This is a genomic window from Corynebacterium fournieri (genome assembly GCF_030408775.1).
Lineage (GTDB): Bacteria > Actinomycetota > Actinomycetes > Mycobacteriales > Mycobacteriaceae > Corynebacterium > Corynebacterium fournieri.
Genome location: NZ_CP047210.1, coordinates 565,479 through 578,216 on the forward strand (window position 1 = coordinate 565,479; position 12,738 = coordinate 578,216).

Sequence of the window (12,738 nt, forward strand, 5' to 3'; positions counted from 1 at the left end):
CCGGCGAGAAGGCATCAGGCTGCGCTAGCGACGCTCGGCACACATGAGTGCTGCACTGCTGGGATACGCCTGCGACCGGCAGAGCCGGGCCGAATACGGGATTGACCACATACACCCCGTATTCGTGCAAAGGAGCACTGCCATGTCCACCCATTCTCACACGCTTGCATCCCACGGCGAGATTCTCGCGAACCTCCCCGGCATCCTCGGGTTTTACCCGAACAACTCGCTGATCCTCGCGTTCTTCGTCGACGACGAGGGCGCCGACACCATCCGCCTCGGCCCGGTCGCACGGTTCGACCTGGACGAGGCCGTGGAGAAGCTCACCGAGAGCCGCGAGCGGTTCGCAGCCTGGGTCCACCACCTCGAACTCGACGCTGTTATCGCGTACATGATCAGCGATGACATTGCGCAACCGATCTTCGACGAGACGGCCACGTATCTCACCAGCGGGGCAGTGCACCTACCGCCACTGCTCGGGGTGGTGCAGGTGCCCGAGATCGTCACCGGGGCTGCGTGGTGGTCCGTGTACCAGCATCCGCTCATCGACGAGCCGCGCCACGGCGTTGTCGGCGAGGTCGCCGCATCGGCGGCGCTTAAGCAGATGCTAGAGCACACCGGCGAGCTGCCGGAGCCGAGCAAAGGCGACATCGAGGCACGGTTGAACAGCACCGATCACGGCATCGACGCCGCCGAGCACGCCGACATCATCGAAGACGCGCTAGCCTTTGTCCCGCCCATGTTCTCCGACATGCTGCAGCGTGAATACGAACAGGCGGCGGCGGAGATGACCCAGCCGAGCATTCGTGCTGTTCGGTCTGCGTTGAAATGCTTCACCACGCCGCGCTTGCGAGACACGCTGCTTGCGGCACTGCTCGATGACCCGCAGGCTGGCCTTGCGTTCATAGAGCAGGTTATGCGCGCTGTCCCGACCAGCTGGCCGGGGATGCGTGCGCAGCTCACCGCCACTGTTGCCGTGCTCGCCCACGCCACCGGCCAACCGGGGCTAGCTGGCGTGGCTGCGCAGCGAGCCACCGAGATCGGGCCGAAGGAGAACTTCGCCTCGCTGGTGGCCAAGCTGACCGACATCGGCCAAGGCGAGCGGATGGTTGAACTCGTCCGCGAGGGCGCCGAGAAGACCCGCACGATCTTGTTCACCGAGTAGCACCACACACCCCGTTGCAGCGATGCAACGGGGTTTCTTTTTCTCGCGGGGCCGTGGCTTGCGAAGACAGATACCTCAACGAGACAGGGGAGCGACCCCTAGACACCAGAGCTGTCTCCAACAGACGGATTGACCATCAATCCGAACAAGGAGGCACCTGATGCGCGACTTCATCCACACCGACCTGGAACTGCTCTACCAGCTCGCCGACGGCATCGACGGCGAGGACGCCGATCCGGGCGCAGCGCAAGAACTGCGCGACCTAGAGGCGGCAGGCACACCGCTGCCCTGGGCAGTGCTGTAACGACAGCGCAACCACCCCGCAGCAGCAAAGCCGCTGCTTAAGTACCCAAATTGCACGGCAATTCACACCCCTCACGTAAGGAGAACCACCATGTCCAACCCATTCAACAACGGCACCATCGTCGGCAACGCAGCTCGCGCACCGAAGCTGTTCGAGCACGCAAACGGCGGCGCGACGGTGAAACTCAGCGTCTATGCGCGCAACACCTTCAAGAACAAGGCCACCGGCAAGGTTGAGTCCGAGATCGTGGAGCTGACCGGCTACGTCCAGGACGCGAAGAACCCCGGCGTGTTCGGCTGCATCGGCTCCGGCGATCGCGTCGCGGTGAGCTACTCGCTGAAAACCGACGTCTACACCGACAAGGACGGTGTGAAGCACTACCCGCTGGTCGCACGCATCGACACGGTGCAGTTGATTGATTCCAAGAAGGAGTCCGCGGCCCGAGCAGCCCGTCGAGGCAACGACGCTGCGACCGCAGCGCTCGCAGACGCTGAACAAGCACCGTTCTAGTTACAACAACACCCCGTAGGTTTCCCTGCGGGGTTATTTTTTCTCTTCAAAATACTAGATCCGCCGAGGTCGTGGTCGACCCATACATCGATTCGTACAGTTCCCGTGTCGCTGAGATGGGATTCATCCAACCTCGCCCCCGGAAGAGCGATTCATCCAACCTTGCCCCCGGAAGAGCCCAGTGCAGGTTGTCGACCACCTGTGGGAGCTCCTGGGCCTACAAGACCAGGTACCCGTTACGACTCCCAGAAATACAAGATCTGACCCCTGCGAATGTCGCCCCGGACCTTGAGACCGTCGGTCCCCATTTCAGGTGCTGTTGCAAAGTTGGGGGGAGAGCAGCGAAGACTCAGTTTCTCATTCCCTGATGGCCGCTGCGTGTGGGCGTTCTCAGGCCGTCTCGAAGACCCGGTTGACGATCACCGCGTCCGGGTTCGGTTGCCCGTAGACAAACATCGTGCCTTGCCCTTTCCGCAATGAGTGCATCGCCTCCACAGCGCTACATGGTGACGAGAACGCCGTTGGGATGCGAAAGTAGCTACGTCTGTTTGATGGTCCAGGAGATCGACGGGCCTGCCGATTGGAGATGTGATCTGATCAGATCAGCAGATCAGACACAATCTACTGTTTCAGTTGCATGGGGCGGTCGAAGAGGTTGTCTTCTGCCTCGTGCTTGTGTTGCGAGGGTGAGTGTGGCGAGAACGGCGAAGGCTGCTCCGATCCACATGGCTGCGGAGGGATCGTCACCGGCTCGGCCGATGGCGAGCGCGCCGATTGCTGATCCCAGGGCGACGCCCATGGTAATGAGGGAGGTGTGCACCGTGCTGACCATGTTCCCGGTTCCTCCGATTTCGGCGACGCGGGCGACCAGGGCGGGGTTCATCGGCACTCCGGCGACGCCTACGATGAGCACCATGGCCAGCACGAGCGGCTGTGCGTTGCTGAAGGCTCCAAGGAGCGCGAGTGAGATGAATAGCAGTGTGTGTCCGATGCGCAGGATGCCGATGGCGTGCTGGTCGGCGAACTTGCCGACGATGAGGTTGCCGATGAAGGACACGATCCCGTAGGCGAGCAGGATCAGGGTCGTCGTATTCGTCGCGAAGCCGGCGTTCTGTTCCAGCAGCGGGGTGAAGTAGGAGAAGCCGGCAAAGGCTGCGCCGATGGTCAGCAGGCTGACCAGGTATCTGGACCAGAGTTTCGGCGAGCGCAGCTTGCGCAGGTCCTGTGCGGCGGCTTCCTGGGTGGCGGCTTCACGGGCAGGCAGGGTGAGCAGGCTGATGAGGAACACGGCGAAGGCCGCGATGCCTAGGGTGTAGAAGCTGGACTGCCAGCCCCAGCGGGCCGCGAGGAAGTGCGACAGCGGCAGGCCGATGACGGTTCCGATCATGATGCCGCCGAGCACGATGGACACTGCTTCGCCGATCTTCTCCGGACTCGGGGCCAGTCGGGCGCTGTAGGACACGGCGATGCCATAGGCGGCGCCGGAGAGGCATCCGGTCAGGACGCGAAGCAGTGCCAGCCACCAGAACTCGTGGATCAGCGGGACCAGGACCTCCAGCGCGGCATAGGTTCCGATGACGATCAACAGCGAGGCTTTAGGTGGGCGATGCCGCAGGAGGTACACCAGCAGCGGGCCTCCGAGCGCCATGCCGAGCGCGTACAAAGTGACCACCGTCCCGACCTGGCCGGTCGAGACGCCCAGGTCTGCGGCGATCTGCGGCATCATCCCCGCGGTCTGGAACTCGCTCATGACCACCACCATGATCGTGAGCATCAGTACGTACAGGTATTTCTTCATTGCTCGGTCTCCAATGTGGATTCTCTAGTACAAAATAAAGGTGCAGGTGAGCCCGACAGCTCACGGATTTCTCAGTAGTAGCGTATCAAGGTGTCAGGGCACTGAGGCCGAGTGCGACGATCCGCCGCAGTTCCTCGGGTGCGGAGCCGGCCTGTGCCATGACGCGAATCCCTGAGATCAGGGTGACGACCAGCAGTGCGGTGTCCCGAGCGTCCAGGTCCGGCCGGAGGCTGCCGTCGAACCTGCCGGCCCTGACGGCGTGCTCCAGCATCGCGAGCTGGCGTCCCAGTGCACGGTCGAGGATGCGGGCGACGCGCGGGTCCTGACTGCCGCGGTCCGGCGTCATGCGTGTCGTCACGACCATGCACCCGGCCGCGTGCCCTTCAGTGGACGCCTCGTACTCCTCGGCGATCATGAGATTCAGAACACCGCTCACGCGTGCGAAGCCATCCAGTTCGGCATCGGCGAGCACCGCCTCCTGACTCTCACCAGTGACCTCGACATAGCGCTCCAGTGCTCGAACGAACAGCTCATCCTTGGAGTCGAAGGCGTTGTACAGGCTGCTCCGCCGCACCCCGGCCGCCGCGCACAACTGCTCAGTCGACGTGTCCGCGAATCCACGCACCCTGAACTGCGCGGCCGCGGCATCCAGCACCGTCGCCTCGTCAAACGTTCGTGGTCTACCCATGTCCGCGATGCTAGCAGTTAATGGACTATGGAGTACAAAACAAACACAGGCCGCGACCGACGCAGCGTTGACTGGTGCAGCCGTTGTTGAATGGGCTGCCCGCATGACGCGCACCTGGCTCGTATAGGTGCTGTTGCAAAGTTGGGGGGGGGAGAGCAGCTTCTTCGACCTCCTCCGATGGTGCTTCATCACACAATGATTCTAAACTTCAGGTGTAACTGGCTCCTGTAGGTGACTGATGATGGTGGCAGCAACTACGAGCGCTGCGGCACCGAAGACTCCACCGGCGACCGCGACGGCTGTGTGGAAGCCTGTGAGGAACGCTCCACTGGCGACCATTTCGCCGAGGACTGCGACGCCGACGACGCTGCCGGTCTGGCGGGCGGCATTGATGACTCCTCCTGCGATGCCGACATGTTCCGGCGGGGCCGAGGCCACTGCGGCCGAGGTCGCGGCCGGCATCGCGAAGGCCATCCCGAATCCAGCTGTGAAGGTCAACACCGCGACCACCACGTAAGGGGTTTCTGCGGTGAGCAGCACGAGGCTGCTGAAGCCGATCGTGCCGACTACCAGGCCGGTGAGCATGGTGGGGAACGCGCCCCACCGGGCGACGGCACGGCCGCCCAGCGGTGACGCGACCACGGCGCTGCACGCTTGTGGTGCCAGCGCGAGGCCTGCCAGCCACGGCTCGTATCCCAGGTACTGCTGGAAGAAGAGGGAGAGCACGAAGAGTTGTCCGAAGAAGCTGAAGTTGAGCGCGAGCCCTACCATTGCGGCCACGGAGAACCGGGCACGAGTGAACAAGGCCATCGGCAGCATCGGGTCCGGGTGTCGTCGCTCTGCGATGATGAACAGGGCGAGGAAGACGCCCCCGGCGATCAGCACGGCTACCTGCCAGGGTGACCATCCGTGTTCGCCTGCGGTGATGACTGCATAGGTTACTGCCACCAGCGTGAGCACGGAGAGCACCTGTCCGGGTAGGTCCACCCGTCTCGCGCGACTGCCCGTGAGCACGGGAATTGCCCACAAGGTGAGCAGACAGCCGATCGCGACGATGGGGAGGTTGACCCAGAACACCGCCCGCCACCCGATCGTCGACACCAGCGCTCCGCCCAGGACCGGTCCGATCGCGGCGGCAACACCTCCTGCGCCGCCCCACAGCCCGATGGCGCGTGCTCGTTCCTTCGGATCGTCGTACACAGCCGACAGCAATGCCAGAGAGCCCGGCACGATCGCTGCCGCGCCCACGCCCTGGACGGCGCGACCAGCGACGAGGAACCCGCCTGTGGGAGCGAGGGCGCACACGGCCGAGAGCACAGCAAAGACCACCAGGCCAGCGAGGTAGACCCTGCGGGCCCCGAGACGGTCGCATGCGGCCCCAGCTGTGAGAAGGAACGCGGCGAACACGAGGGTGTAAGCGTCGACGACCCACTGCAGCGAGCCCACCGTCATGTCGAGGTCAGTGCCGATCTCGGCGAGGGCGACATTGACGATGGTCGTATCGAGCATGACGATGAAGAAACCGAGGAGGGTCGCGACCAGCGCCGTGCGCCGATGCGCGGTCATACGCGAGACTCCAGCGAAGCCTCGGCGGGCGGGTGGCCGAAGTAGGTGCGCTTGTAGAAGTCCTCATCGTAGTGCCCGCGTAGCCGTTGGCGGTCCCCGTTCATCGCGATCGCTCCCTTCGTCTCCTGATGCAATGAATCTGGTGAGTTCAAACTACGCCTGCGATTGTTCGGTCGTCACCGAACAGTTCCGGGTGCACACTGGAGACATGGTTGCGCGCGTGTTTCCTGAAGCGGTCCCGGATATCTCGACAGTCGCGTCGGCTCTGGCTGACTCGTCGCGGGCGGCCATGTGTGCTGCGCTCATGGACGGGCGGGCCTGGACGGTTGGTGAACTGGGCAGGTACGCGGGCCTGGCCCGGTCGACGGCGAGCGAGCATGTTGACGTGCTCGTCACCCACGGTCTCGTCCACGACATTCGGCAGGGCCGGCACCGCTACATTCGCCTGGCCGGGGAAGACATCGCACGAGTGGTCGAGAGCCTTGGCGTGGTCGCCCGCTCGCCCCTGCCCACTCCTCACAGCCTCAGCGCGTCACGGGCGAATGCGAACCTACGTGAAGGCCGCACCTGTTATCAGCACCTCGCCGGTAAGCTCGGGGTGCGCCTGGCTGAACAACTGGAAGAGCACGAGTTCATCGACTCGCACTGTCAGGTCACTAATCAAGGTCATCGCTTGTTCATACAGTGGGGTGTGCCCCCGAAGATGCTCGACACGGGCAGGTCGTGCATGGACTCCACCGAACGCCGCTTCCACCTCGCCGGCCCTCTCGGCACGGGAATCTGCAAGACTCTGCTGGATAAGGAATGGCTTTCCCGCAGGGGTCGTACCCGGGCCGTGCGTCTCACTCCCGCCGGGCGGGCAGCGCTCAACGACGCGGGGATCTCCCTCAATTGACCGACAGCCGTCCCTGAGGGCTTCAGTCGTTCTTTGGCACCGGCGTGACCTTTCGGACGATCGAAAGCCGGGTTACGGTGAAGCGAGACGGGCAACTCCTTGGCACGTTTACTGTCCCGGCCGGTCAGGTCGTTGAGCGTACTCTCGATGTCCGAGGCGGAGGCACCGTTACCGTCTACCTCTCGGCTCACGACTCCAAAGGTGATCAGAAGCGAGTTCCTTCAAGCGGTCTTGCAGTCCTCACCCCGGTTGTGAAGTAACGACTGACAACAACAGACCAGTTCAGGTCGCACAAGCAAAGCGCTGGGAGCAACACCCAGCGCTTTCTCTATGTCTACGCCAGGTCAAAGTCGTCGTACGGACGTCGCGGGGGAGTAGCGGTGGTGCAGCTCTAGGTGCACTGACATTTCACGGTGCATTTCACGCGCCAATGTGCTGCACATCATCCGTGCTGTTTCGTTGTGCGGTTCAGTGGCGCATTGACTGGCTTTTCTGCTGCACAATTCACTGCGCTGCGTAGTGTCTGCGACATTTCATTAACACGTTGATTGCACTGTGTATTGGGCAGCCATTTCATCGACACGTTTACTGCGCAATGAAACGCCCCGACACTTTAATGACACGCAAATTGGGCAGTGAAGTGGCTCGCCAGTCTATTGACACCTTTACTGCGTAACAGAATGACACCGTCATTCTGCCGGCCCTTCTGCGGGCGTCTCTTCTGCGCAGCACACGCGCCTTTGTCCCGGCCGACGTGCTGCGCACTCTCTCCGCCACTTAACAGGCCAATTCGCTGCGCAGCGTAGTGACACTCCGCTCAGCGTGGCCCAGATTTCTTCGATTTTCGCTGGATATCAGCCGTTTAACCGCAGCCGATGGCCGACGACGCCGACGGCACCCTGTTAGGCCCGCAGAAGGCCGTACAGGGCAGGGGAGAGCAGCGCTACAACTCCATACCGCCATCACGATCACGCTGCTGTTGCTTCCGCTGGCGGCGCTTCTCGATGCGCTCGCGTGCGCGCTGCTGCGCCCCGCCCTTCTTGCCTGAGGTCTGCGACTGCCTGAACAGCGTGTAACGCTCAAGCAACTCTGGGCTGCGATGCAGTTCTTGCACCAGGAACTTCTTATCCAAGTGCTCCAACTGTTGTCCTGACTTCACCGCTTCTTCGATGATGATGGCGGCTTCATCTTCGGCGTCCGTGTGCGCGTTGCGGCGGATCTGATCAGCCTCATCGCGGGCATCCTTGCGCGTTACTGCAGCGTCGCGTGTGGCCTCGTCGCGGATGCTCGTGGCCTCATCTCGTGCTTTGCTGCGGATCGTTTCGGCGTCGCGCTCAGCCTGCTTACGGGCCTCGTCGGCTTCACGTGTGATCGACTCCGCTTCGCTGCGAGCTGCGGCTGTAATCTCGCCCGCCTTGGCCCGTGCAGTCTCTTCGGCTCGTTCGAGCAGCTCGTCTGCTTGCGCTTCGGCAAGGCCCATGGTCTGTTCGGCGTCCTGCTCGGCTTTCTCGCGTGATTCACGAAGTGCGCGCTCAGCAACAGCGCGGGCCTGTTCTTCGGCGTGCTGCAGCACACTTTGCGCTTTCTCGTTGGCTTCTTGGGCCTGCTTGAGTTCTTTTGCTGCCTGCTCGCGATCACGCTCGATCGCGTCCATGTCGCGCTGCACGGAGCGCTTCTTGACTTCCACTTCACCTTCGCGGTTCTTGAGATCCCGCTCTCGGTCTTGCTGCTCGGTGTAGCGGTCGAGGTTCAGCGACTCGTCGTGTCGTTCAGAGACTTCCAGCTCGACCGGATAACCCAACGAGTGCATGTGTGCACGAAGCCCTCGCTGTGCATCGATGAACTTCTGTTGGCCCGATATCTGCTTGCCCTTCTTCGGGTCGTCTTTGTACCGCACCGTGGGGTCTGTGTTGTACGCGATGCCAGGGCGGCAACGCAGCGTACCGGGCTTGTCCGGATGAGGGGAGAGGGTGTCCGCCTGAAACTGGATGTGTGGCGTCGATTCGTCGAAGTTCATGTCCCCGCCGGCGACTGCGTCGATACCGCCGGGAATGAAGTTCTCGGCGAGCCAACGCATTGACTCTTCGGGGTACTTCTTTGCTTCTTCGTAGTCGCGGGCGACATAGCGCGAGAGTGTCCGATTCTTTGTGTGCGGGGCTTGGTTTACAAGTAGTCCGCGAACCGGTCAGGGTACGCCACGGCTAGCTGGTTGATGGCTTGTTTCCACCCGTTGGCTTTCGCCTCTTCAATGTAGCCGTTGCACTCAGTTGCCCGTTTCGCCTTCTTCGCACGCTGAGCGGCGCGCTTGTCCTCGATGTTGCAGATCATCAACCATGGGGTCTTCAGCGCCGCGGTGTCGTTCGGGAATTGGCCGCGGTTACGGGTGGCTTTGCGCAGTTCAGCATTCAGCGATTCGATGGAGTTCGTGGTGTAGAGCACCCTGCGGGCTGCCAGCGGGAACTGCAGAAACGGCACGAACCGATCCCACGCATCTCGCCACACCTTGACCGATTGCGGATACTTCCGTCCCCAGCTCGGACGCGTCCAGGGCGGCACGCGCGGTGTCTTCGTTCGGCGCGGTGTAGACCTCCCGCAAAGCACTGGATACGGGTTTGCGGTCCTGGTAGGACACCCACCTGCTCGCCGCCCGGATCAGATGCACGATGCAGGTTTGTACCATGGAATTCGGCCAGGTCGCTTCCACCGCCTCGGGCAGGCCCTTGAGTCCGTCGCAGCAGAGGATGAATACGTCTTGGATCCCGCGGTTGGCATGGTCAGCGCACACTGACGCCCAGAATGCGGCGCCTTTGTTATCGGCGTTCCACAAGCCCAGGATATGTTTGATGCCGTCCATGTCTACACCGACAGCCATGTAGCAGGACTTATTGACCACACGGTGGCCGTCGCGGATCTTCACCCGAAGCGCGTCGAGGAAGATCGCCGGGTAGAACTCGTCCAACTGGCGGTTCTGCCACAGCATCACCTCAAGCACCGCGTCAGTAATCGTGCTGATGGTATCCGGGCTCGTGTCCACCCCGAGGGTGGTCACAAGGTGGTGCTGGATATCACGCACCATCATCCCGCCCGCGTATAGGGAGATGATCATGTCGTCGAGCTCGGTGAGCCTGCGCGCGCCCTTGGGCACCATCTGCGGCTGAAACGTGCCTGCCCGATCCCTGGGCACGTCACTTCCAACGGGCCTTAGCCAGAATCCACGGTCTTGGTGTATTACCCGTTTCGGTGATCACCACCAGCATTCTCTACCTGGGCTTTAGCTTTGCGGTCGGAGTGTTCATAGCCCAAATGGGCATCCATCTCCGCCTGCAGGCCGGCGTTGATCGATGCCTGCAAAAGCCCCCTTGACCAGCTCGCTGGCGTCGTCGGTGGAGGTGGACAGCTCCCCTATGAGCTTTGCGAGCTCGGGGCTATCTATCAGCTTCTCGCTGATCGCGTTGACCCTCGACGGGTCGTGGCCTTTCTTCGGTGACACAGTAGTCATTATCGGTGAAACTCCTTTTAGATCAGAGCCTCACACACAAATTTCCTGACACCCTCTATCCGGTAGGGACGACACGAAAAGCGGAAAGCCCACCCGTGATCGAACGAGTGGGCTAGATAAGGAGGGCGTTATTTCCCAAGCGTCTTCAGCACAGCCTCGCCCACACCCGCAGCCGACGTCGGGTTCTGGCCGGTGATGAGCTTGCCGTCGACGACGACGTGCTTGGTCATCGGGATCTTGGCGGTGGTGTACTCGCCGGCTTGGGCGCGCAGTTTCTCTTCCAGGCTGAAGGGGACTTCCTCGGTGCGGCGGGCGAGTTTCTCCTCGGTCCAGGAGTAGCCGGTGACCCGGCGGCCGTCGAGAAGCATGCGCCCGCTGGCAAGGGGAACATCGAGCAGACCGCACGGGCCGTGGCAGACCGCGGCAACGATCTTGTCGTTGTCGGCGAAGTGGGCGACGGCCTTCTTCACCTCGTCGGCGGCGAAGTCGAACATGGTGCCGTGGCCGCCGATGAGGTAGATGCCGTCGTAATCGTCGAGGTCGACGTCGGAAATTGCCGGGGTGTTATCGAGCTGGTCCATGAACTCGGGGTCCTCGTAGCGTTTGTTCGTGCCACCGAGCTGGATCACCGGGGTTTTCAGGCTCACCGGGTCGATGGGAACGGCGCCGCCGTCGACGCTGGCGAGGGTGACCTCGTGGCCGGCCTCGGTGAGCACGTCGTAGAAGTGCGTGTACTCGCCGAGCCACATGCCGGTGTGGATGCCGGAGCCGGTGTAGCGGTGGACGCTGGTGGAAAGCGCAAGAAACTTCATAACGCCATTATGCGTGCGTGAGCACGTCGTATAGTTTGTGTATGACAGACAACACACAGGTGCGCAGCACCACGCCCGTGGTGGAAACCCTGGGCATCGACATCGTCCCCGAATCCGAGCGCACCGCGAAACCCTCCGATTTGTTTTGGCCGTGGTTCGCCGCCAACATCTCAGTCTTCGGCATCTCCTACGGCTCGTTCGTGCTCTGGTTCGGGTTGTCGTTCTGGCAGGGCGCGCTGGTGACCGCACTCGGGGTGACCTTCTCGTTCTTCCTCTGCGGGCTCATCGCCGTGGCCGGCAAGCGCGGGTCCGCGCCGACGATGGTTCTCTCGCGCGCCGCGTTCGGCGTGGAGGGGCAGAAGGTGCCGGGCATCGTCTCGTGGCTGACGTCCATCGGCTGGGAGACGTTCCTGTCGATTATGGCGGTGCTGGCCACCACCACGGTGATCCGCGAGCTCGGCGGCAACCCGGGCACCGCTACCAAGGTCATCGCTACCGTGATCGTCGCCGGGCTGATCGTGGCAGCATCGGTGCTGGGCTACCACACGATCATGAAGCTGCAATCAGTGCTGACCTGGATCACCGGCGCGGTGACCGTGCTGTACATGGCGCTGACCATCCCGCGCATCGACTGGGCCGCGGTCCAAGCCATCCCCTCCGGTTCTACGGGCAGCGTGGTCGGTGCGCTGGTGATGGTGATGACGGGCTTCGGCCTGGGTTGGATCAACATCGCCGCCGACTGGTCGCGCTACCAGCGCCGCGACACCCCGGATTCCGCCATCATCTTCTGGAACACATTCGGCGGCGCTATCGCTCCTGCGATTTTGGTGGTTTTCGGGTTGTTGCTCGCCGCGTCCGACGAGGCGCTGGCGGAGGCGATCGCGGACGATCCCATCGGCGCGCTTGCCGTGGTGCTTCCCACCTGGGTGCTCGTGCCGTTTTTGATCACCGCGGTGCTGGCGCTGGTCTCCGGCGCGGTGCTGGGCATCTACTCCTCGGGCCTGACACTTCTGACCTTGGGCATCAATATCCCACGCCCCGCGGCCGCCGCGATCGACGGTGTCATCCTCACCCTCGGCACCATCTGGGTGGTCTTCTTCGCTGAAAGCTTCCTCGGGCCGTTCCAATCCTTCCTGATCACTCTTGGCGTGCCGCTAGCCAGCTGGGCGGGCATCCTCATTGCGGACATCTACTGTCGCACCAAGGACTACGATGAGCACGCGCTTTACAACGCCAAAGGGCGCTACGGCGCCGTCGACTGGGTCTCCATCAGCATCCTGGCCGTCTCCTCGGTGATCGGGTGGGGCTTGGTGGCCAACCTCTTCGCGGAGGAAGCGGCCTGGAACAACTGGCAGGGCTACCTCCTGCCGCTGGTCGGCGAGCACTGGGCAGATGCCAACCTTGGCGTGCTCGTCGCACTCGTTCTCTCCTTTGCTGTGGCGTGGTTTGCGCGCCGGGGCCGCATCCGCCGGCAAGAGGGGAGCGCGTCCTAAGAGCAACC

General features: G+C 62.6%; 10 protein-coding genes and 2 pseudogenes. 5 read left to right on the plus strand and 7 right to left on the minus strand.

Going from position 1 to position 12,738, the window contains the following annotated elements; all coding sequences use genetic code 11:
• Positions 1-142: 142 nt before the first annotated feature.
• From CFOUR_RS02740 to CFOUR_RS02750, 3 genes are all read left to right on the plus strand, one after another.
• The gene (locus CFOUR_RS02740) at positions 143-1,165 is read left to right on the plus strand and encodes a DUF4192 domain-containing protein (RefSeq protein WP_085957769.1); all 1,023 of its coding nucleotides are present in this window, start codon (positions 143-145) and stop codon (positions 1,163-1,165) included.
• Between the two features lie 160 nt (positions 1,166-1,325).
• Positions 1,326-1,469 (plus strand): hypothetical protein, encoded by a 144-nt coding sequence (locus CFOUR_RS02745; RefSeq protein ID WP_005291046.1) that lies wholly within the window; start codon positions 1,326-1,328, stop codon positions 1,467-1,469.
• A gap of 90 nt (positions 1,470-1,559) precedes the next feature.
• A complete protein-coding gene (locus CFOUR_RS02750; protein WP_085957770.1) occupies positions 1,560-1,979 on the plus strand; it encodes a single-stranded DNA-binding protein in 420 nt (139 codons plus the stop codon).
• Positions 1,980-2,369: 390 nt separating this feature from the next.
• On the opposite strand, the pseudogene CFOUR_RS02755 reads toward CFOUR_RS02750, so the two are convergent.
• The 4 genes and pseudogenes from CFOUR_RS02755 to CFOUR_RS02770 form a co-directional block, all read right to left on the minus strand.
• Positions 2,370-2,474 (minus strand): annotated as a pseudogene (locus CFOUR_RS02755) (IS6 family transposase); the annotation flags it as partial.
• A 115-nt stretch (positions 2,475-2,589) separates the two neighbouring features.
• Entirely contained in the window at positions 2,590-3,777 is a 1,188-nt protein-coding gene (locus CFOUR_RS02760) for an MFS transporter (protein ID WP_085957771.1), read from the minus strand.
• A gap of 85 nt (positions 3,778-3,862) precedes the next feature.
• Positions 3,863-4,465, minus strand: a complete 603-nt coding sequence (locus tag CFOUR_RS02765) for a TetR/AcrR family transcriptional regulator (protein WP_042529878.1) — start codon at positions 4,463-4,465, stop codon at positions 3,863-3,865.
• A gap of 201 nt (positions 4,466-4,666) precedes the next feature.
• On the minus strand, positions 4,667-6,031 hold the full coding sequence (locus CFOUR_RS02770; RefSeq protein ID WP_085957772.1) for an MFS transporter: 1,365 nt from the start codon (positions 6,029-6,031) through the stop codon (positions 4,667-4,669).
• A 133-nt stretch (positions 6,032-6,164) separates the two neighbouring features.
• On the opposite strand from CFOUR_RS02770, the gene CFOUR_RS02775 reads away from it, so the two are divergent.
• The gene (locus CFOUR_RS02775; protein ID WP_179154830.1) at positions 6,165-6,926 is read left to right on the plus strand and encodes an ArsR/SmtB family transcription factor; all 762 of its coding nucleotides are present in this window, start codon (positions 6,165-6,167) and stop codon (positions 6,924-6,926) included.
• Positions 6,927-7,869: 943 nt separating this feature from the next.
• Here CFOUR_RS02775 and CFOUR_RS02780 read toward each other — a convergent pair.
• The 3 genes and pseudogenes from CFOUR_RS02780 to CFOUR_RS02790 form a co-directional block, all read right to left on the minus strand.
• The gene (locus CFOUR_RS02780; RefSeq protein WP_230471821.1) at positions 7,870-9,003 is read right to left on the minus strand and encodes a coiled-coil domain-containing protein; all 1,134 of its coding nucleotides are present in this window, start codon (positions 9,001-9,003) and stop codon (positions 7,870-7,872) included.
• Between the two features lie 86 nt (positions 9,004-9,089).
• Positions 9,090-10,425, minus strand: a pseudogene (locus CFOUR_RS02785) (IS256 family transposase).
• A 128-nt stretch (positions 10,426-10,553) separates the two neighbouring features.
• Positions 10,554-11,237 carry a type 1 glutamine amidotransferase domain-containing protein gene (locus CFOUR_RS02790; protein WP_085957773.1) on the minus strand — a complete coding sequence of 228 codons (684 nt, stop codon included), beginning with the start codon at positions 11,235-11,237 and terminating at the stop codon, positions 10,554-10,556.
• A gap of 41 nt (positions 11,238-11,278) precedes the next feature.
• On the opposite strand from CFOUR_RS02790, the gene CFOUR_RS02795 reads away from it, so the two are divergent.
• Entirely contained in the window at positions 11,279-12,730 is a 1,452-nt protein-coding gene (locus CFOUR_RS02795; RefSeq protein ID WP_085957774.1) for a purine-cytosine permease family protein, read from the plus strand.
• Positions 12,731-12,738 lie beyond the last annotated feature (8 nt).